Source organism: Pseudomonas sp. SIMBA_041, assembly GCF_046535095.1.
In the GTDB taxonomy this organism is placed as follows: Bacteria; Pseudomonadota; Gammaproteobacteria; order Pseudomonadales; family Pseudomonadaceae; genus Aquipseudomonas; species Aquipseudomonas mucoides.
Genome location: NZ_JAWRXJ010000001.1, coordinates 628,806 through 648,661, shown reverse-complemented (window position 1 = coordinate 648,661; position 19,856 = coordinate 628,806). Strand labels below are relative to the sequence as shown.

General features: G+C 59.7%; 19 protein-coding genes. 15 read left to right on the top strand and 4 right to left on the bottom strand.

Annotated features, from left to right (window positions below):
• Positions 1-83: 83 nt before the first annotated feature.
• From SB725_RS03040 to SB725_RS03025, 4 genes are all read left to right on the top strand, one after another.
• Positions 84-485, top strand: coding sequence for a lysozyme inhibitor LprI family protein (locus tag SB725_RS03040; protein ID WP_027926653.1), 402 nt, complete (start codon positions 84-86; stop codon positions 483-485).
• 213 nt (positions 486-698) lie between these two features.
• Positions 699-953, top strand: a complete 255-nt coding sequence (locus SB725_RS03035) for a type II toxin-antitoxin system RelE family toxin (protein WP_027926652.1) — start codon at positions 699-701, stop codon at positions 951-953.
• On the top strand, positions 937-1,260 hold the full coding sequence (locus tag SB725_RS03030) for a helix-turn-helix domain-containing protein (RefSeq protein ID WP_027926651.1): 324 nt from the start codon (positions 937-939) through the stop codon (positions 1,258-1,260). Before SB725_RS03035 ends, SB725_RS03030 begins: the two co-directional genes overlap by 17 nt.
• 32 nt (positions 1,261-1,292) lie before the next feature.
• Positions 1,293-1,709, top strand: a complete 417-nt coding sequence (locus SB725_RS03025) for a DUF3010 family protein (RefSeq protein ID WP_027926650.1) — start codon at positions 1,293-1,295, stop codon at positions 1,707-1,709.
• 136 nt (positions 1,710-1,845) lie between these two features.
• Here SB725_RS03025 and SB725_RS03020 read toward each other — a convergent pair whose 3' ends face one another.
• Positions 1,846-2,805: a GlxA family transcriptional regulator gene (locus SB725_RS03020; protein WP_027926649.1), complete on the bottom strand. Its 960-nt coding sequence runs from the start codon at positions 2,803-2,805 to the stop codon at positions 1,846-1,848.
• A gap of 208 nt (positions 2,806-3,013) precedes the next feature.
• Here SB725_RS03020 and choX point away from each other — a divergent pair, with 208 nt between their 5' ends.
• The 6 genes from choX to SB725_RS02990 all read left to right on the top strand — a co-directional run bounded on the left by choX (position 3,014) and on the right by SB725_RS02990 (position 8,482).
• Positions 3,014-3,958 carry a choline ABC transporter substrate-binding protein gene (choX, locus tag SB725_RS03015; protein WP_027926648.1) on the top strand — a complete coding sequence of 315 codons (945 nt, stop codon included), beginning with the start codon at positions 3,014-3,016 and terminating at the stop codon, positions 3,956-3,958.
• A gap of 103 nt (positions 3,959-4,061) precedes the next feature.
• A complete protein-coding gene (locus tag SB725_RS03010; RefSeq protein ID WP_027926647.1) occupies positions 4,062-4,949 on the top strand; it encodes a 3-keto-5-aminohexanoate cleavage protein in 888 nt (295 codons plus the stop codon).
• A 137-nt stretch (positions 4,950-5,086) separates the two neighbouring features.
• Complete coding sequence (locus tag SB725_RS03005) at positions 5,087-6,052, top strand: L-carnitine dehydrogenase (RefSeq protein WP_027926646.1); 966 nt, start codon at positions 5,087-5,089, stop codon at positions 6,050-6,052.
• A gap of 123 nt (positions 6,053-6,175) precedes the next feature.
• A complete protein-coding gene (locus tag SB725_RS03000) occupies positions 6,176-6,652 on the top strand; it encodes a thioesterase family protein (RefSeq protein WP_027926645.1) in 477 nt (158 codons plus the stop codon).
• A gap of 14 nt (positions 6,653-6,666) precedes the next feature.
• Entirely contained in the window at positions 6,667-7,830 is a 1,164-nt protein-coding gene (locus SB725_RS02995; protein ID WP_027926644.1) for a gamma-butyrobetaine dioxygenase, read from the top strand.
• Between the two features lie 388 nt (positions 7,831-8,218).
• Entirely contained in the window at positions 8,219-8,482 is a 264-nt protein-coding gene (locus SB725_RS02990; protein ID WP_027926643.1) for a hypothetical protein, read from the top strand.
• Between the two features lie 87 nt (positions 8,483-8,569).
• On the opposite strand, the gene SB725_RS02985 is transcribed toward SB725_RS02990, so the two are convergent.
• Entirely contained in the window at positions 8,570-9,673 is a 1,104-nt protein-coding gene (locus SB725_RS02985; RefSeq protein WP_027926642.1) for a GlxA family transcriptional regulator, read from the bottom strand.
• A gap of 540 nt (positions 9,674-10,213) precedes the next feature.
• Positions 10,214-11,590: an L-serine ammonia-lyase gene (locus tag SB725_RS02980; RefSeq protein ID WP_027926641.1), complete on the bottom strand. Its 1,377-nt coding sequence runs from the start codon at positions 11,588-11,590 to the stop codon at positions 10,214-10,216.
• A gap of 435 nt (positions 11,591-12,025) precedes the next feature.
• On the opposite strand from SB725_RS02980, the gene SB725_RS02975 reads away from it, so the two are divergent.
• From SB725_RS02975 to choV, 3 genes are all read left to right on the top strand, one after another.
• Positions 12,026-12,973, top strand: a complete 948-nt coding sequence (locus tag SB725_RS02975) for a choline ABC transporter substrate-binding protein (protein ID WP_027926640.1) — start codon at positions 12,026-12,028, stop codon at positions 12,971-12,973.
• A gap of 66 nt (positions 12,974-13,039) precedes the next feature.
• On the top strand, positions 13,040-13,885 hold the full coding sequence (gene choW / locus SB725_RS02970) for a choline ABC transporter permease subunit (RefSeq protein WP_027926639.1): 846 nt from the start codon (positions 13,040-13,042) through the stop codon (positions 13,883-13,885).
• Positions 13,882-15,060 (top strand): choline ABC transporter ATP-binding protein, encoded by a 1,179-nt coding sequence (gene choV, locus SB725_RS02965; RefSeq protein ID WP_027926638.1) that lies wholly within the window; start codon positions 13,882-13,884, stop codon positions 15,058-15,060. The genes choW and choV overlap by 4 nt, the downstream gene beginning before the upstream one ends.
• Positions 15,061-15,259: 199 nt before the next feature.
• Here choV and SB725_RS02960 read toward each other — a convergent pair whose 3' ends face one another.
• Positions 15,260-17,209, bottom strand: coding sequence for a BCCT family transporter (locus SB725_RS02960; RefSeq protein WP_231986537.1), 1,950 nt, complete (start codon positions 17,207-17,209; stop codon positions 15,260-15,262).
• A gap of 378 nt (positions 17,210-17,587) precedes the next feature.
• On the opposite strand from SB725_RS02960, the gene betI reads away from it, so the two are divergent.
• Positions 17,588-18,181 carry a transcriptional regulator BetI gene (betI, locus tag SB725_RS02955; RefSeq protein ID WP_027926636.1) on the top strand — a complete coding sequence of 198 codons (594 nt, stop codon included), beginning with the start codon at positions 17,588-17,590 and terminating at the stop codon, positions 18,179-18,181.
• Positions 18,182-18,289: 108 nt separating this feature from the next.
• Entirely contained in the window at positions 18,290-19,762 is a 1,473-nt protein-coding gene (gene betB / locus SB725_RS02950) for a betaine-aldehyde dehydrogenase (RefSeq protein WP_027926635.1), read from the top strand.
• Positions 19,763-19,856: the final 94 nt, after the last annotated feature.

The following is a 19,856-nucleotide window of genomic DNA, read 5'->3' as shown; positions in this document are numbered from 1 at the left end:
ATTGCCCACCTGTTCAAGGGCCTGCGCATGGGCCAGAATTCGCGGCATTACTGAATGCACTATTGGATTGAGGCGGCGACGCAATGAAATCGATCTTCCTGGCTCTGGCACTGATAGCGACCGGCGTACACGCGGCAGAAGAGTCCGACGACAACCCCTGCGACAAAGTCGAAAACGACGTCCAGACCCTCGAATGCTCGGCCTTTAGCCGAACCACCGCCGAAGACCTGCTCAAAGAAAACTACCAGGGCCTGGCCGAACGCATGCAAACGGCCTACGGCAAGAACCCGGCACAACTGGCCGACATCACCGCCAAACTCAAAGCCGCCCAACAGCAATGGCTGAAGACCCGGGATGCGGATTGCGCGGTTGAAGCGTTTCCGGCGACCAGTGGTAGCAAGGCATTCACCATTGCGCAGAATGATTGCGTGGCGCGGATGAGTGATGAGCGGTCGGAGTTTTTGGAGTCGATTGGGCAGGAGTGACGCTGTATTTCCGTCAGAAGCTGGCACCTTCGCCGGCTTTCGATTCTCAAGAGATGCTGTTTCCTACAAACCTTGCTGACTGAACCTACAGCACTCCCTACACCTCGCAGCAGACCCTATTGCCTGGGTAACATCCCGACATGCTTCGTTAATTGGCCGAGAGAGAAATATAAGTAACGATTGGAAAATCTTATAAAAGACTTATATTCTCCCATGAACAGCATTCACTGGACTCGAAAGGCCGTTAAGCAGCTTCTGAAATTGCATTCCGTTCACCAGATCCAGGTTCGTGATGCCGTCACGGTGCTGACTGACATGCCTGATATAGGCAATGTCAAAGCACTGGTCGGTCATGACTACGCCTATCGACTTCGAGTGGGTAACTATCGAGTTATGTTCGACTGGGATGGCGCAATCAAAGTGGTCAGTATTCAAGAGGTCAAAAAACGCGATGAACGCACCTACTGACGTTCAAATCATCAATGACGCAGAGGGGAATCCTGCGTTTGTGGTCATTCCCTATGCGCAATATGTGGCGCAGAAGATTGAGCCCGATCTGATTCCCCATGAAGTGGTCAGCCGCATCGTCGATGGCGCGACGCCGATTCGCGCCTGGCGTGAGCACCTGAACCTTACACAGGATGAGGTGGCCAAACGCATGGGCATTTCTCAACCTGCTTTTGCCCAGCAAGAGACTGTAGCGAAGCCTCGCAAGGCCACCCGCGAGAAAATTGCCGCGGCGTTTGGCATCACGGCTAATCAACTTGAGCTGTAGGCTGCACACAACCATTTGTGAAAGGGATCGAAATGAAAATCTGCGGCATCGAAATCAAAGGCAGCGAAGCGATCATTGCCGTCGCGTCCCTGGACGGTCAGACGCTGAGTCACGTAGCCCTGCCCACCAAGAAAATCGCCCTCGACGATGACGACGAAGCCGCGAACGTCAAAGTCTTCGCCGCTCAGGTGGCGTCGTTTGTACGCGAGAACTCCATCGACCGGATCGCGATCAAGAAGCGCAGCAAGAAAGGCGAGTTCGCCGGTGGACCGACCACGTTCAAGATCGAGGGTGTGTTTCAGCTGCTGGAAAATTGCGAGGTGACGCTGCTGTCGCCGCAGACGATCAATGCGCAGAGCAAGAAGCACAACGTGGAACTGCCGGCGACGCTGAACAAGTATCAGCATGAAGCCTACAAAGCAGCCTGCTCGGCTTTAATGAAGAAATAAGATCCACACCAAATCATAACTGTGGGAGCGAGCCTGCTCGCGAAAGCGGTGGGTCAGTCGACATCAATGGCGGCTGACAGATTGCATTCGCGAGCAGCCTCGCTCCCACAGGTTTTCTTGTTGTTGGAATCTGTGCTCAGACCAGCTCTCGCCCATCCCCTAGCCGTCGGCGATCCTCGCGCGGGCACCGCGCAAACTTCGCCCGATAGCTGCGGGTGAAATACGACGGCGATTCAAAACCGCACGCAATGCTCACCTCCAGCACACTCATGTCCGTCTGTCGCAGCAACTGCCGGGCCTTCTCCAGCCGCAAGCGCAGGTAGAAATTGCTCGGCGTGTCGTTCAGGTGCAACCGAAACAGGCGCTCCAACTGGCGCCGCGTCACCTTGATCGATTCGGCTAACTCAAGCGTACTCAGCGGCGGTTCGCTGTGCTGCTCCATCTCCCCAATCACATGCACCAACTTCTTGTTGCTGATGCCATAGCGCGTGGCGACTTCCATGCGCTGGTGGTCTTTGCGCGGGCGGATGCGCCCGAGCACGAATTGTTCGCTGACCTGGATCGCCAGCTCCGGGCCATGGGCCTGGGCGATCAGGTCGAGCATCAGGTCGATGGAGGCGGTGCCGCCGGCCGAGGTGATGCGGCGGCGGTCGATTTCGAACAGCTCCTGGGTGACGCTCAGCTGTGGATACGATTCCTTGAACGCGTCGATGGCTTCCCAGTGCAGCGTCAGGCGATGGCCGTCGAGCAGGCCGGCCTCGGCGAGAATGAAGCTGCCGGTGTCGATGGCGCCGAGGGTCACGCCTTCGTTGTCCAGCCGGCGCAACCAGTGTTCCAGCGCCGGGGTGGCGAATTTCAGCGGTTCGAAACCGGCGACCACCAACAGGGTTGCACCTTTCTTCAGCGGCTCCAGCGCCGCGTCGGCGTTGACCGACATGCCGTTGCTGGCCAGCACCGCCCCGCCGTCGGCGCTCAATACATGCCAGCGATACAGCTCGCCGCGAAAGCGATTGGCGACCCGCAGCGGCTCGATGGCCGAGATAAATCCAATCGCCGAGAAACCCGGCATCAACAAGAAGTAGAAATCCTGGGACATGGAGCGCACTCGATAGGCGGGTAATGTCAGGGCGGGTAGCGTTTGACGTTGATACGCCACTTGCAAGCGGCATTCAAGAGGACAGGTCGCTGCAGTGCAAGAGCTGGTCGCCGTGGTGCGCTTTCATGGGGGCTTAGCTGCGTAACTTGGCATCACCGGCGCATCAGACACCGGAACTCACAATAAACGAACTGCCGAGGAACCTGAGATGAAACGACTGATCAGCAGCTGTGTTCTTGCACTCAGTGGTACCGCTTTGCTGAGCGCCAGCGTCATGGCCGCCGAACCCGCATCGTGCCAGAACGTACGCATGGGCGTAGTGAACTGGACCGATGTAATCGCCACCAGCGCCATGACCCAGGTCCTGCTCGATGGCCTCGGCTACAACACCAAACAAACCAGCGCGTCCCAGCAAATCATCTTCGCCGGGATCCGCGACCAGCGCCTGGACTTGTTCCTCGGCTACTGGAACCCGCTGATGACCCAGACCATCACCCCGTTCGTCGATGGCAACCAGGTCAAAGTGCTGCAAGCCCCGAGCCTGAAAGACGCTCGCGCGACCCTCGCCGTACCGACGTACCTCGCCGACAAGGGCCTGAAAACCTTCGCCGACATCGCCAAGTTCGAGAAGGAACTGGGCGGCAAGATTTACGGCATCGAGCCTGGCTCGGGCGCCAACACCCAGATCAAGGCGATGATCGCCAAGAACCAGTTCGGCCTCGGCAAATTCCAGCTGGTCGAGTCCAGCGAAGCCGGCATGCTGGCCGCCGTGGATCGCGCCGTGCGCCGCAACGAGGCCGTGGTGTTCTTCGGCTGGGCGCCGCACCCGATGAACGTCAACGTGAAGATGACCTACCTCACCGGCAGTGACGACGCCCTCGGTCCAAACGAAGGCATGGCCACGGTCTGGACCGTCACCGCGCCGAAATACGCCGAGCAGTGCCCGAACATCGGTCGCTTGCTGAGCAACCTGACCTACACCGCCGAAGACGAGAGCCGGATGATGCAGCCGCTGCTGGATCACAAGGACGCCTTCGAGTCGGCCAAGCAATGGCTGAAAGATCACCCGCAAGACAAGCAGCGCTGGCTCGAAGGCGTGACCACCTTCGATGGCAAACCAGCGGCTGAAAACCTGCAACTGACCAGTAAATAAATCCTGGAACCGAACCACCGATTCGCAGCCCGAGCGGGCTGCGAACGGGACTATTACGTCCGGCTTTTCTCCTGAAAAACACTCGCCTGTAAGGAACCGCCTCATGAACCACGACGTCATCATCACCTGCGCACTCACCGGTGCTGGCGACACGACCAGCAAGAGCCCACACGTGCCGGTCACCCCGAAACAAATCGCCGCCGCCGCCGTGGAAGCCGCCAAGGCCGGTGCCACCGTGGTCCACTGCCACGTGCGCAACCCCGAAACCGGCAAGTTCAGCCGTGACGTGGCGTTGTACCGTGAAGTGATGGAGCGCATTCGCGAGGCCGACGTTGACATCATCGTCAACCTCACCGCCGGCATGGGCGGCGACCTGGAAATCGGTGCCGGCGAGAACCCGATGGAGTTCGGCCCGAACACCGACCTGGTCGGGCCGCTGACCCGCCTGGCCCACGTCGAAGAGCTGCTGCCGGAAATCTGCACCCTCGATTGCGGCACCCTGAACTTCGGCGATGGCGACACCATTTACGTGTCCACCCCGGCCCAGCTACGTGCCGGCGCCAAACGCATTCAAGAGCTGGGCGTGAAAGCCGAGCTGGAAATCTTCGACACCGGTCACCTGTGGTTCGCCAAGCAGTTGATCAAGGAAGGCCTGCTCGACGACCCGTTGTTCCAGCTGTGCCTGGGCATCCCGTGGGGCGCACCGGCCGACACCACCACCATGAAAGCCATGGTCGACAACCTGCCGGCCAATGCCGTGTGGGCAGGCTTTGGTATCGGTCGCATGCAGATGCCGATGGCAGCGCAAGCGGTGCTGCTCGGCGGCAACGTTCGGGTGGGTCTGGAAGACAACATCTGGCTGGACAAGGGTGTACTGGCGACCAACGGCCAACTGGTCGAACGCGCCGGCGAAATCCTCAGCCGCCTCGGCGCCCGGGTTCTGACGCCGGCGCAAGGCCGGGAAAAAATGGGCCTGACCAAGCGCGGTTAACACGAACCCTCTCTCTGTAGGAGCCGAGCTTGCTCGCGATTGCGGTATCCCGGCCGCAAAAATGTGCCGGATTTACCGACGCCATCGCGAGCAAGCTCGGCTCCTACGGGACCACCGAATTCTTTCAGGACGTCGCCATGACTTTTATCACCGAAATCAAAACCTTCGCAGCCCTGGGCAGCGGTGTCATCGGCAGCGGCTGGGTGTCCCGCGCGCTCGCCCATGGCCTTGACGTGATCGCCTGGGACCCGGCGCCCGGTGCCGAAGCCGCCCTGCGCAAACGCGTCGCCAACGCGTGGGGCGCACTGGAGAAACAAGGCTTGGCGCCTGGTGCTTCTCAGGATCGCCTGCGCTTTGTCGCGACGATTGAAGAATGCGTACGCGACGCCGATTTCATCCAGGAAAGCGCCCCCGAGCGCCTCGATCTTAAACTGGAACTGCACAGCAAAATCAGCGCCGCCGCCAAGCCCAATGCCTTGATCGGCTCGAGTACTTCTGGCCTGTTGCCAAGCGAGTTCTACGAGAGCGCAACCCACCCGGAACGCTGTGTGGTCGGGCACCCGTTCAACCCGGTCTACCTGCTGCCGCTGGTGGAAGTGGTCGGTGGCAAAAACACTGCGCCCGAAGCCGTTCAAGCGGCGATGAAAGTGTATGAATCCCTAGGCATGCGTCCACTGCATGTGCGCAAGGAAGTGCCCGGCTTTATCGCCGACCGCTTGCTCGAAGCGCTCTGGCGTGAGGCGCTGCACCTGGTGAACGACGGCGTGGCAACCACCGGTGAAATCGACGACGCGATTCGGTTTGGCGCGGGGTTGCGCTGGTCATTCATGGGCACGTTCCTGACCTACACGCTGGCCGGCGGTGACGCCGGGATGCGCCACTTCATGGCGCAGTTCGGTCCGGCGTTGCAGTTGCCGTGGACCTATTTGCCAGCGCCGGAGCTGACCGACAAATTGATCGATGATGTGGTGGATGGCACCACTGATCAGTTGGGCACGCACAGCATTTCGGCGCTGGAGCGCTATCGTGATGATTGCCTGCTGGCGGTGCTGGAAGCGGTGAAGACCACCAAAGAAAAGCATGGGATGGCCTTCAGCGAGTAATGAACTGGCAGGACTGGCCCCATCGCGAGCAAGCTCGCTCCCACAGGTTTTGCGCAGTCCTTGTGGGAGCGAGCTTGCTCGCGATAGCGGCAGCCCGATCACCCTATATTCTGGATCCTCATCATGCCCACCCTCACCACCTACCAAACACGCATCATCCCCGACTGGGTCGACTACAACGGCCACCTGCGCGACGCTTTCTACTTGCTGATCTTCAGCTACGCCACCGACGCGCTGATGGATCGCTTAGGGCTCGACAGCAACAACCGCGAAGCCAGCGGCCACTCGCTGTTCACCCTCGAACTGCACCTCAATTACCTGCACGAAGTGAAGCTCGACGCCGACGTCGAAGTGCACACGCAAATCATCGGTCACGACAGCAAACGCCTGCACCTCTACCACAGCCTGCATCGGGTCGGTGACGACAAGGAGCTGGCCGGCAACGAGCAAATGTTGCTGCACGTCGACCTTGCCGGGCCGCGATCCGCGCCCTTCAGTGAACTGTCGCTGAGCAAGCTGCAAGCCATCGTCGCCGAGCAGACTGACTTGCCCACCCCCGAGTACATTGGTCGAGTGATCGCTTTACCCCAAAAAAAATAACAAGGAGATCGCCATTGAACACCGCCGCCGCTTTTGCCGACTTCCGTACCTACCCGTTGATCAGCGCGTTGACCGCCGTGCACACCCTGGCGGACCGAATTCAAGTGAGCTGGGCGGACGGTCGCGTCAGCCCCTTTCATCATCAGTGGTTGCGCGACAACTGCCCCTGCCCGCAATGCGTCTATACCGTGACCCGCGAGCAAGTGCTGGAAATCGTCGATGTCGCCGAAACCCTGTTGCCCTCCGACTCTCGCGTCGATGCTGAAGGTTGTCTCTGCGTCGATTGGCAGGACGGCCATCTCAGCCGCTTCGACCCCGGCTGGCTGCGCGCCCATGCCTATGACGATGAATCCCGCGCCGAACGGGAGGCGCGTAAACCCAAGGCCAGGCTGTGGCAGCAGGATTTGCAGCTGCCGGTGTTCGATTACCAGGCATTGATGAATGACAACGACGCCCTGCTGCAATGGCTACTGGCAGTGCGCGATATCGGCCTGACTCAAGTGCGCGGCGTACCCACTGAACCGGGCTCGCTGAAGCTGATCGCCCAGCGGATTTCCTTCATCCGCGAGAGCAATTTCGGCGTGCTGTTCAACGTGCAATCCAAGGCCGATGCCGACAGCAATGCCTACACCGCTTTCAACCTGCCGTTGCACAGCGATCTGCCGACCCGGGAGCTGCAACCAGGGCTGCAATTCCTGCATTGCCTGGTCAATGATGCCGACGGTGGCGAGAGTATTTTTGTCGACGGTTTTGCCATCGCCGATGCCTTGCGCAATGAGGACCCCGAGGCGTTTAAAAGTCTCTGTGAAATCCCTGTGGAGTTCCGCAACAAGGACCGTCACAGCGACTACCGTTGCCTGGCGCCGATCATCGCGCTGGATGCACGGGGGCAGGTGTCGGAAATCCGCATGGCGAACTTCCTGCGCGGACCGTTTGATGCGTCGGTGGAGCAGATGCCCGGGCTGTATCACGCTTACCGGCGGTTCATCGCGATGACTCGGGAAGCACGGTTTCGGGTGATGACGCGGCTGAATCCGGGCGAGCTGTGGTGTTTTGATAACCGTCGTACGCTGCATGCGCGCAATGCGTTTGATCCCGCCAGTGGCGCCCGGCATTTTCAGGGGTGCTATGTCGACCGTGATGAGTTGTTGTCGCGGATCCTGGTGTTGCAACGCTAGACCGCGTCATCGTTCATCGCGAGCAGGCTCACTCCTGCCGTTGACCGGGTTCTTTCAGAGGAATACGGTTGAGTGTAGGCGTGAGCCTGCTCGCGATGGCTTAAATCCAGACACCCCATCCCGCCCTGATTCACAGGCAAAAAAAACCCCGATCAAGCCGTGACAGGATCGGAGCTGAGGAGGGTACTGTTGAGGAGCCGTTGCGCGAGGGTGACCAAACCTTCGTGTTGCCAGCTGAGTCCAGTGTGCCCACTCCCTTGATTCACAAGTTAGCCGAAAACGACATGCTCATAGGTATTGCGGCCATTGCGACAAATCGCCCTTGCCGCCACTTCGTCCCCCTACCAGAATCGAGCCAAGACACCGTTCCCTGAAGAAGGATTGCGTCATGATGTACGCCGATTTGATCGACCAGGAAGACCTGTTGGGCCAGCTGAAATCGTTGGGTTTTCAAGTGCCGAGCGGTGCCACAGCCGAACAGGCTTGCGAGTGTGCGGTAAGGGGATTGGACGATGCCCGGGCATATGAACTGCGCAAGATGGTCAAGAATATGTACACCAGCAGCGCGACCATCCTGCCGGCAGTGCGTCAGGCGATCGACAGGCAATTGCTGCCAGCGTTGGCGGAGTATCAACAGAGCCCTAGAACCTGATAAACCGCCATCGCGGGCAAGCCCGGCTCCTACAGTACAGCGTGATCCTGTAGAAGCCGGGCTTGCCCGCGATGAAGCCAGCGCGGTCTAGAGCCGTACGCTAGCGAAAGTCGACTCGTTACGCGCCTGACTCAACGCCGACAACGGCCCCGACAATGGCGACAGCACCAGTGCTTGCGGCAGCGGCATCATCGCCACCTGTTGCGTGGTGTTGGAACCTACGCGCTCGTCACGCGGCGGAATGCCGAAGTATTCGCGGTAGCACTTGGAGAAGTGCGGCGTCGACACGAAACCGCACACCGATGCCACTTCGATGATCGACATCGGCGTTTGCTTGAGCAACTGCCGGGCGCGGATCAGGCGCAGCTTCAGGTAGTAGCGCGACGGCGAGCAGTGCAGGTATTTCTGGAACAGGCGCTCAAGCTGTCGACGCGAAACGGCGACGTACACCGCCAGTTCGTCGAGGTCGATCGGCTCTTCCAGATTGGCTTCCATCAGCGCAACGATTTCCTGCAATTTCGGCTGGTTGGTCCCGAGCATGTGCTTGAGTGGCACACGCTGATGGTCCTGCTCGTTGCGGATGCGTTCGTAGACAAACATTTCCGAGATCGCGGCGGACAGTTCACGGCCGTGATCGCGGCTGATCAGGTGCAGCATCATGTCCAGTGGCGCGGTGCCGCCGGAGCTGGTGAAACGGTTACGGTCGAGGGTGAACAAGCGGGTACTCATGGCCACACGCGGGAAAGCTTCCTGCATCGAGGCCAGGCATTCCCAGTGCACGCTGCAATCGAAACCGTCCAGCAGGCCGGCGCAGGCCAGGGCCCAGCTGCCGGTGCAGACCGCGCCGAGGCGACGGGACTGACGCGCCTGGCTTTGCAGCCACGACACGTGTTCACGGGTAACGGTGCGCTGGATGCCGATACCGCCGCAGACGATGATGGTGTCCAGGGGTGGGGCTTTGTGCATGGAGCAGTCGGGGGTGATCTGCAGACCGTCACTGGCCCAGACCTGGCCACCATCGACGGTGAGTGTGGACCAGCGATACAGCTCGCGGCCGGACAATTGGTTGGCCATGCGCAGGGGTTCAACTGCGGAGGCCAGAGAAATAAGCGTGAAATTGTCCAACAGCAGAAAGCCGATGGATTGAGGCGCACGGTTCTGGGGTTGAGCCCCGGAGTTGGACGTCGTCATCGCGGTATCTCCTCACACAAAGCGGGTGATGGCCTCAGGCGGAGGCTCTTGTTATTGCCATCGTTCTCGCGTGGGAGACGGGCTTTGTAATGACAGAGCAAATGCCATGCCTAAAATTGAATGCGCGTTCAATAACTCCTGAAAACGACGTCGCGACATGTCTATATAAGCCGCGCGGCGACGGGTGGATATAAGTGCCATTATCGGCGATAGACGCCCTGCCTTGCGGGGCGTGAGCAAATCGGTAGCACTTGTGGGAACAGGGCTGCGAGGTGCCGGGACAGAGTGTCACCGCAAGCACGGGTGACGAGTGGTCAGGGCCGGTTTGGATCCCTGTGATTCGGAAAGGGGCTTATCTGTAAGCGACGCGCTAAAAGGTGGCGTGTTTTGAATCGGGTGTTCATTTAGCGCGCAGTTTTGACTGGTCTGACGCCATCGCGAGCAAGTTCGCTCCCACAGGGATTTGTGGTGCGCATCAGTTTTTGAATACACAACAAATCCTGTGGGAGCGGGCTTGCCCGCGATGGCGTTAACTCGGTCTCAACACTCCACCGCGCTCACCGCCAACCCACCCCGCGATGTCTCTTTATATTTGTCATGCATATCCGCGCCGGTATCACGCATGGTGCGGATCACCCGGTCCAGCGAGATAAAGTGCTGACCATCCCCACGCAGCGCCATCTGCGCCGCGTTGATCGCTTTCACCGCGGCAATCGCGTTGCGCTCGATGCACGGCACTTGCACCAGCCCGCCCACCGGATCGCATGTCAGGCCGAGGTTGTGTTCCAGGCCGATTTCCGCCGCATTGCACAACTGCTCCGGCGTGGCACCGAGGATCTCCGCCAGCCCCGCTGCCGCCATCGCGCAAGCCGAACCCACTTCGCCCTGGCAACCGACTTCGGCGCCGGAGATCGAGGCGTTCTTCTTGCACAGAATGCCCACCGCCGCAGCACTGAGGAAATAGTCGACCACGTTGGCGTCCGTCACCGCCTCGCTGAACTTCATAAAGTAGTGCAACACCGCCGGAATGATCCCCGCCGCGCCGTTGGTCGGCGCCGTGACCATGCGCCCACCCGCGGCGTTCTCTTCGTTGACCGCCAGCGCAAACAGGTTGACCCACTCCATGGCGCTCAAGGTCGAGCCGATCACATTGGGCTTGCCCAGTTCCTGCAGGCTACGGTGCAACTTCGCCGCGCGACGGCGCACATTCAGGCCGCCGGGCAGGATGCCTTCGTGCTTGAGGCCCTGGTCGACGCAATCCTGCATGGCACGCCACAACTTCATCAGACCGGCGCGGATTTCCTCTTCACTGCGCCAGACCTTCTCGTTCGCCATCATCAATTCAGCCACGCGCAGGTTGTGCGTCTGGCACAGGCTCAACAGTTCGACGGCGCTGGAGAAATCGTACGGCAACACGGTGCGGTCCAGATCGACCACGCCGCTGGACGCCTGGGCCTCATCCACGACAAAACCACCGCCGACGGAATAGTAGGTGTCGCGATGCAGCTCACCGTGATCGCCTTCGACGATCAGGGTCATGGCATTGGGGTGGAACGGCAGGTTTTCGTCGATCAGGCGCATGTCCCGCGCCCAAATGAACGGCACCGACAAGCGACCGTCGAGCAGCAACATGTGGGTTTCACGCAGGGTTTCGATGCGAATGCCGATTTGCGACGGATCGATCGCATCCGGCCATTCGCCCATCAGGCCCATGATGACGGCATTGTCGCTGCCGTGACCGATGCCGGTGGCCGACAGCGAACCATAAAGTTGAACTTCGACCCGTCGCACCTGCTCCAGTAGATGCTTGTCCCGAAGCGACTCGACAAACAGCGCGGCGGCCCGCATAGGCCCCACGGTGTGCGAACTGGAAGGACCGATGCCGATTTTGAACAGGTCGAAAACACTGATAGCCATTACTGCCGAACTCCTGGATGTGCCGACTCCAGACGCAAAGGCGCCCAGTGGCGGAGCTGCTACGCTCAAGCTGCAATCCGCCGAGATGGCCGCATCATCAGGCTTTTGTCATGTCGTTCGACGTCTCACACCGACGCACTCATGCCCACCAACGCCGCAGGGCGGCGACGCAATGTTTTCGCCGTTTTTTAGCGGATCAGAGGGGAAAAGAGGGCTGAAAAAAGCTGTAAACGACGTCACCGACACTGGATGCGACCCTCCCTGTACTGGTTACGACGCACCCTGTAGGCGTCAGATTTTCACTGGTACATGATCGTATCGACTCGATTGCAAGGCGCCGTGGTAGAGCTGTCTCCAAAACGCCATCCAACCGCAACCTATAAGTGCGGTGGTCCAGTCGGAACACTGCCAAAAAAAACACCAAGGAGTCCATCCATGAAAGGTTCCCCGTCGTTGTTGTTGGCCGCCATGCTGAGTCTGCCGTTACTGGCTCACGCTGCAGAACCCGCTCAGTGCAGTACCGTAAACTTCTCCGATGTCGGCTGGACCGACATTACCGCGACAACCGCTACCACCAGCGTCGTGCTCGACGCCCTCGGCTACAAGACCAAAACCACGATGATTTCCGTGCCGGTGACCTACAAGTCCCTGGCCGACGGCAAGAACATGGACGTCTTCCTGGGTAACTGGATGCCGACCATGGAAAACGACATCAAGGCCTACCGCGATGCCGGCACCGTCGATGTGGTGCGCACCAACCTGACCGGCGCCAAGTACACCCTCGCCGTGCCGCAAGCGTTGTACGACAAAGGGCTGCATGACTTCGCCGACATCGCCAAATTCAAGAAAGAGCTCGACGGCAAGATCTACGGCATCGAGCCAGGTAACGACGGTAACCGCCTGATCCAGAGTATGATCGACAAGAACGCCTTCGGCCTTAAAGACGCTGGTTTCAAAGTGGTCGAGTCCAGCGAAGCCGGCATGTTGTCGCAGGTCGATCGCGCGCAGAAGCGCGACACCGCCGTGGTCTTCCTCGGCTGGGCGCCGCACCCGATGAACAAGCGCTTCAAGATCCAGTACCTCACCGGTGGTGACGACTTCTTCGGCCCCGACTTCGGCGCCGCCACCGTGGCAACCAACACCCGCAAGGGTTACACCCAGGAATGCAGCAACGTCGGCCAACTGCTGAAGAACCTGGAATTCACCGTCGACATGGAAAGCTCTCTGATGGGCAACATCCTGGACGACAAGATGAAGCCTGACGCGGCCGCCAAGGCCTGGCTCAAAAAGAATCCACAGGTCCTCGATACCTGGCTCGCTGGCGTGACCACCATTGACGGTAAACCAGGCCTGGAGGCCGTGAAAGCCAAGCTCGCGCAGTAATCGCTTACGCCGGACGGCTTCGGCCGTCCGGGCTGTTTATTTCCTTGCATGCGGACGTTCACTACCATGCTGATTGATCAGAAAATCCCTTTAGGCCAGTACATCGCGGGCTTCGTTGAATGGTTGACGCAACACGGCGCCAACACCTTCGACGCAATCGCCGTGACACTGGAAACGATGATCCACGGCGTGACTTTTGCGCTGACCTGGTTCAACCCGCTGGCATTGATCGGCCTCATCGCACTACTGGCACACTTCATTCAACGCAAGTGGGGACTGACGGTTTTCGTCATCGCCTCCTTCCTGCTGATCCTCAACCTGGGGTACTGGCAGGAAACCATGGAAACCCTCGCCCAGGTGCTGTTCGCCACCCTGGTCTGCGTGGTCATCGGCGTGCCGTTGGGCATCGTCGCCGCGCACAAACCGATGTTCTACACATTGATGCGTCCGGTGCTCGATCTGATGCAGACCGTACCGACCTTCGTGTACCTCATTCCTACCCTGACCCTCTTCGGTCTGGGTGTGGTCCCGGGCTTGATCTCGACGGTAGTGTTCGCGATTGCCGCGCCTATCCGCCTGACTTACCTGGGCATTCGCGATGTACCGGAAGAATTGATGGACGCTGGCAAGGCCTTTGGCTGCTCGCGACGTCAACTGCTCTCACGGATTGAATTGCCCCACGCCATGCCAAGCATCGCGGCCGGCATTACCCAGTGCATCATGCTGTCGCTGTCGATGGTGGTGATCGCGGCACTGGTAGGCGCCGACGGCCTGGGCAAACCCGTGGTCAACGCACTGAACACTGCTGATATCGCCCTGGGCTTCGAAGCGGGCCTGGCGATCGTATTGCTGGCGATCATGCTCGACCGTATCTGCAAACAACCCGACGCCAAAGTAGGGGGTGACGCATGAGCATTATTCGCTTCGATAACGTCGACGTAATCTTCTCCAAAGATCCACGCGAGGCACTCAAACTGCTGGATCAAGGCATGACCCGTAACGAGATCCTGAAAAAGACCGGGCAGATCGTTGGTGTGGAAAAGGCCAGCCTGGACGTCGAAAAAGGTGAAATCTGCGTACTGATGGGCCTGTCCGGCTCCGGCAAGTCCAGCCTGCTGCGCTGCATCAACGGCCTCAACACCGTCAGCCGCGGCAAGCTGTTCGTCGAGCACGAAGGCAAGCAGATCGACATCGCCTCCTGCACCCCGGCAGAACTGAAAATGATGCGCACCAAGCGCATTGCGATGGTGTTCCAGAAGTTCGCCCTGATGCCTTGGTTGACCGTTCGTGAAAACATCAGTTTCGGCCTGGAAATGCAGGGGCGTCCCGAGAAGGAACGCCGCACATTGGTGGACGACAAGCTTGAGCTGGTGGGCCTGACCCAATGGCGCAACAAGAAACCCAACGAGCTTTCCGGCGGTATGCAGCAACGTGTGGGCCTGGCCCGCGCACTGGCGATGGACGCCGACATTCTGCTGATGGACGAACCGTTCTCGGCACTCGACCCGCTGATCCGCCAGGGCCTGCAAGACGAATTGCTGGAACTGCAACGCAAGCTGAGCAAGACCATCGTGTTCGTGAGTCACGACCTCGATGAGGCCCTCAAGCTCGGCAGCCGCATTGCGATCATGAAAGACGGCCGGATCATTCAGTACAGCAAACCGGAAGAGATCGTGCTGAACCCGGCGGACGACTACGTGCGGACCTTCGTCGCGCACACCAACCCGCTGAACGTGTTGTGCGGCCGCAGCCTGATGCGCACGCTGGACAACTGCAAGCGCATCAACGGTTCGGTGTGCCTCGATCCGGGCGGCGATTCGTGGCTGGACCTGGCTGAAGGCAACACCATCAAGGGCGCCCGCCAGAACGGCGCGAGCCTGGACCTGCAGAACTGGATTCCAGGGCAAGCGGTGGAAGGTCTGGGTCGTCGGCCGACGCTGGTGGACTCGAACATCGGCATGCGCGATGCGTTGCAGATTCGTTATCAGACCGGCAACAAACTGGTGCTTCACGACAACAACAAAGTGGTCGGGATTCTCGGCGACAGCGAGCTGTATCACGCGCTGCTCGGCAAGAACCTGGGGTAAGGCAGCAGACACAAAAACGCCGCGAGAGGATCGCGGCGTTTTTGTTTATCGGGACATCGGGTCAAGCTGCTTTGCTAGTGATGGCCCCTTCGCGGGCAAGCCCGCTCCCACAAGGACGGTGACAATCCTGTGGGAGCGGGCTTGCCCGCGATGGATAGGACGCGGTGTTTCAGACTGAAACACCGCGTCCTATCAAGGTTTAGCTATAGACACGGCCAAGGAGCTGCCGATGGCTTTCAAACTGATCGAGCACGTCGCGGGTGATCTGATCCTGGGTGAAGCCCATCAAGTCGTAATCCTGGCTGCCGTTGTGCAGGTACACCTCGGCGCGGTAGTAGCGTGCGCGCGGTTCATCAGCGCTTTCAGCCGACGCCGTGTCACTCGCCGCCGCCAGATAGCCGTCCAGGCTCACTTCGTAGACAAAAGGGTTGCCCTCTTCCATCTCGATACGCACGCCCATGCAGCGTTTCGACTTGCCCAGCAACGTCTGCACATCCAGACCCTGACCGCGCAATTGCACCGCCGCATCTTCCAGCGCCGGGCTGACTTGTTTGTCCATGAAACGCTGAACAATCGACTGGTTCGGTTGCAGGTCCAACTGAGTCAAACGCTCGCTGAAACCACGACGACCGCGCGCAGCCAACTCCGCTTGCTCCTGCTCGATCTGCACATCCTGGCGCATGGCCTTGTGCAAGCCGAACATGAAGAACACCAGCACCACCGAGAACGGCAAACCGGCCAGCACCACCATGGTTTGCATGGCTTCGAAGTTACCGGCGAACAGCAGGCCGATGGTCACCAGGGTAATCACCGCCGACCAGAAAATCCGCAGCCAGTGCGGCGCATCTTCGTCGACATTACCGCCCTTGCACGAAAGGTTGGCCATCATCACCGCGCCGGAATCCGCCGGGGTCAGGAACAGCACAAAACCGACAAAAATCGACACGCCGATCACAACCTTCGACGCCGGGTAATGCTCAAGCAACTGGTAGATCGCCATGGACGGCTGTTCGAGCGCCGTCTTCCCCAGCTCCACCGCCCCATGGTTCATCACCAGGTCGAGGGCCGAGTTACCGAAGATCGACAGCCACGCCAGGGTGAAGCCCAGCGGAATCAGCAGCACGCCGGCCACCAGTTCACGCACCGTGCGACCACGGGAAATACGCGCGATGAACATGCCCACAAATGGCGCCCAGGAAATCCACCAGGCCCAGTAGAACAGGGTCCACAGGCCCAACCAGCGGTCGGACTTCTCACTGTCGCCTTCGTACACATAGAGGTCGAAGGTCTTCAGGACCACGCCGTTCAGGTAGTCGCCAATGTTCTGCACGAAGCCGTTGAGCAGGTGCAGGGTCGGGCCGAACAACAGGACGAAAATCAGCAAACCGCTGAACAGCACGATGTTCAGGTTGGACAAACGGCGGATACCGTTTTCCACACCGGACACAGCGGCGATGGTCGCCACGGTGCTCATCACAATGATCACGATCAGCAGGTTGGTGTTGCTGTGCTCCATGCCGAACAGGTTTTCCAACCCGGAAGACACTTGCAGCGAACCAATCCCCAGGTTCGTCACCAGCCCCAGCAAGGTCACGAACATGCCAAAGCCGTCCACCGCATGACCGGCCGCGCCTTTGACCCAACGCTCGCCCACCAGCGGATACAACGCCGAACGCAGCGCCAGCGGCTGGTTGTGACGGTAGGCAAAGTAAGCCACGGCCAGACCGACCAGTGCGTAGATCGCCCAGCCATGCAGGCCCCAGTGCAGGAACGTCAGTTGAACGGCCTGACGGGCGGCCATGTTGCTCGCGGCCACGCCTTCGGGCGGGTTGAAGTAGTGGTCCAGCGGCTCGGAGGCACCGAAGTACAGGAGCGAAATGCCGATACCCGACGAGAACAGCATCCCCGCCCAGGCGCCGTAGCTGAAGTCCGGGGTATCGTCCTTGCTGCCCAGTTTCAGTTTGCCGTAGGACGAAAACGCCAGGCCCACCACAAACACCAGGTAAGCGGCGATCACCACCATGTAGTACCAGCCGAAGCTGCGGGACAACCAGGCCTGGGCAATACCGAGCACTCTGCCGGCCTCTTGCGGGGCGATGATCAGAATGGCGGTCAACAACAGGATCAGCGCGGTAGAGGTGTAGAACACCCAACCGTTGACCGTCACCTTATCGGGTGGGGTCTTTATAAGAGAGGCAGAACTCATGGCACAGATGCTCCAGGCAGTGCGAGAGAAGAACACAAGGCAACGCGGTACCCGACTAATCGGTTAGTGGGCAGCCGACCGACGGGTGATATAAAGACACCCCGAAAAAAGCCCGAAGCCCGGAACGCCAAGGCGTAGGGGTTTCGAGCCGTTTTGGATGTCGGTTTATCGTCATTTACACGTAGGAAAAATCTGTAAGCAGCGACGAATTGTCGCAGATCTTATTCTTTGTTGATTGAACGTTCAATCAAAACAAAATAGACTGGCCCTCAAACCGATGGACGTCTTACGTCCGCCGGAAGGCCTAAGGAGATGTGCAAGATGCCCAAGGTCGGTATGCAACCCATCCGCCGCCAGCAATTGATCGAAGCCACCTTGCTGGCCGTCGATCAGGTCGGTATGGGGGACGCCAGCATTGCGCTGATCGCCCGTTTGGCCGGTGTCTCGAATGGCATCATCAGTCACTATTTTCAGGACAAGAACGGCCTGATCGCTGCCACGGCGCAGTACCTGATGAGTGTACTCAGCGAGAACGTCACCGCACGCCGTCAGGCGCTGACAGATGACAGCCCGCGGGCGCATCTGCAGGTGATCATCGAAGGCAACTTCGACGCCAGCCAGGTCAATGGCCCGGCAATGAAAACCTGGCTGGCCTTCTGGGCCACCAGCATGCACCACCCGTCTTTGCACAGGTTGCAGCGGATCAACGATCACCGTCTGTATTCCAACCTGTGCTGCCAGTTCCGCCGCGTATTGCCGCTCGATGATGCGCGCAGTGCAGCCCGTGGCCTGGCAGCGTTGATTGACGGTTTGTGGTTGCGCGGCGCGCTGTCGGGAGATGCTTTCGACACCGAGCAGGCGCACCGGATCGCTTACGAATACATGGATTTCCAACTGGCCAAGCGGGTGAGTTAGAGCACACACAAAACGCTCAACCCCCGAACCGCCACTGACCCGCGTGCCAGCGCAACACGGCACGCCCAGTGGTTAACGCCAACTAACTTATGCACTTGCGAGGACTTTATGGCCCGTTTCGAACTGCAAAAACTCTACATCGATGGCGGTTACTCCGACGCCAGCAGCGACGCCACTTTCGAAGCCATCAACCCGGCTAACGGTGAAGTCCTCGCAACAGTACAACGCGCGACCAAGGAAGACGTTGAGCGTGCTGTGGTCAGCGCCGAAAAGGGCCAGAAAATCTGGGCCGCGATGACCGCCATGGAGCGTTCGCGCATCCTGCGTCGCGCCGTCGACATCCTGCGCGAGCGCAACGATGAACTGGCCGCCCTGGAAACCCTGGACACCGGCAAGTCGTTCTCCGAAACCAAGTACGTCGACATCGTCACCGGCGCGGACGTGCTGGAGTACTACGCAGGTCTGGTCCCGGCCATCGAAGGCGAGCAGATTCCGCTGCGCACCACCTCGTTCGTCTACACCCGTCGCGAGCCGCTGGGCGTCGTGGCCGGTATCGGCGCATGGAACTACCCGATCCAGATCGCCCTGTGGAAATCCGCACCGGCCCTGGCGGCCGGTAACGCGATGATCTTCAAGCCAAGCGAAGTCACGTCCCTGACGACCCTGAAACTGGCCGAGATCTACACCGAAGCAGGCTTGCCAGCCGGCGTGTTCAACGTACTGACCGGCAGCGGCCGTGAAGTCGGCACCTGGTTGACCGAACACCCACGCATCGAAAAAATCTCTTTCACCGGCGGCACCGACACCGGCAAGAAAGTCATGGCCAGCGCTTCTGCCTCGTCGCTGAAAGACGTGACCATGGAACTGGGCGGCAAATCCCCGCTGATCATTTTCGACGACGCCGACCTTGATCGCGCCGCCGACACCGCGATGATGGCCAACTTCTACAGCTCCGGCCAGGTCTGCACCAACGGCACTCGCGTGTTCGTACCGAGCCACCTGAAGGCCGCTTTCGAAGCCAAGATCGTTGAACGCGTAGCGCGCATCCGCGTCGGCAACCCGGAAGACGAGAACACCAACTTCGGTCCTCTGGTCAGTTTCGCCCACATGGAAAGCGTGCTGGGCTACATCGCCAAAGGGAAGGAAGAAGGCGCTCGCGTGCTGTGCGGCGGCGCTCGTCTGACCGACGGCGAATTCGCCAAAGGCGCATTCGTGGCCCCGACCGTGTTCACCGACTGCACCGACGAGATGACCATCGTGCGCGAAGAAATCTTCGGCCCGGTGATGAGCATCCTGACCTACGAAACCGAAGAAGAAGTGATCCGTCGTGCCAACGACACCGACTTCGGCCTGGCCGCTGGCGTCGTCACCAAGGACCTGAACCGCGCTCACCGCGTGATTCATCAACTGGAAGCCGGTATCTGCTGGATCAACGCCTGGGGCGAGTCCGACGCGAAAATGCCAGTTGGCGGTTACAAGCAGTCGGGTGTTGGCCGTGAGAACGGCATCAGCTCGCTGAACAACTTCACCCGCATCAAATCGGTACAGGTCGAACTGGGCGATTACGCCTCGGTTTTCTAAGGCGGTATTTGCTTCGCCTGCGAGATCGCTATCGCAGGCAAACCAGCTCCCACAGGTTTGGCGTCGTTCGCCAAATCTGCGGTGCCCCCCGATC

Coding starts and splice junctions, on each gene's coding strand:
- SB725_RS02980 (WP_027926641.1), bottom strand. CDS start 11,590: ATGGCTATCAGTGTTTTCGACCTGTTCAAAATCGGCATCGGTCCTTCC.
- betB (WP_027926635.1), top strand. CDS start 18,290: ATGGCCCGTTTCGAACTGCAAAAACTCTACATCGATGGCGGTTACTCC.
- choX (WP_027926648.1), top strand. CDS start 3,014: ATGAAACGACTGATCAGCAGCTGTGTTCTTGCACTCAGTGGTACCGCT.
- SB725_RS03035 (WP_027926652.1), top strand. CDS start 699: ATGAACAGCATTCACTGGACTCGAAAGGCCGTTAAGCAGCTTCTGAAA.
- betI (WP_027926636.1), top strand. CDS start 17,588: ATGCCCAAGGTCGGTATGCAACCCATCCGCCGCCAGCAATTGATCGAA.
- SB725_RS03025 (WP_027926650.1), top strand. CDS start 1,293: ATGAAAATCTGCGGCATCGAAATCAAAGGCAGCGAAGCGATCATTGCC.
- SB725_RS03020 (WP_027926649.1), bottom strand. CDS start 2,805: ATGTCCCAGGATTTCTACTTCTTGTTGATGCCGGGTTTCTCGGCGATT.
- SB725_RS03030 (WP_027926651.1), top strand. CDS start 937: ATGAACGCACCTACTGACGTTCAAATCATCAATGACGCAGAGGGGAAT.
- SB725_RS02975 (WP_027926640.1), top strand. CDS start 12,026: ATGAAAGGTTCCCCGTCGTTGTTGTTGGCCGCCATGCTGAGTCTGCCG.
- choW (WP_027926639.1), top strand. CDS start 13,040: ATGCTGATTGATCAGAAAATCCCTTTAGGCCAGTACATCGCGGGCTTC.
- SB725_RS03040 (WP_027926653.1), top strand. CDS start 84: ATGAAATCGATCTTCCTGGCTCTGGCACTGATAGCGACCGGCGTACAC.
- SB725_RS02990 (WP_027926643.1), top strand. CDS start 8,219: ATGATGTACGCCGATTTGATCGACCAGGAAGACCTGTTGGGCCAGCTG.
- SB725_RS03000 (WP_027926645.1), top strand. CDS start 6,176: ATGCCCACCCTCACCACCTACCAAACACGCATCATCCCCGACTGGGTC.
- choV (WP_027926638.1), top strand. CDS start 13,882: ATGAGCATTATTCGCTTCGATAACGTCGACGTAATCTTCTCCAAAGAT.
- SB725_RS03010 (WP_027926647.1), top strand. CDS start 4,062: ATGAACCACGACGTCATCATCACCTGCGCACTCACCGGTGCTGGCGAC.
- SB725_RS03005 (WP_027926646.1), top strand. CDS start 5,087: ATGACTTTTATCACCGAAATCAAAACCTTCGCAGCCCTGGGCAGCGGT.
- SB725_RS02985 (WP_027926642.1), bottom strand. CDS start 9,673: ATGACGACGTCCAACTCCGGGGCTCAACCCCAGAACCGTGCGCCTCAA.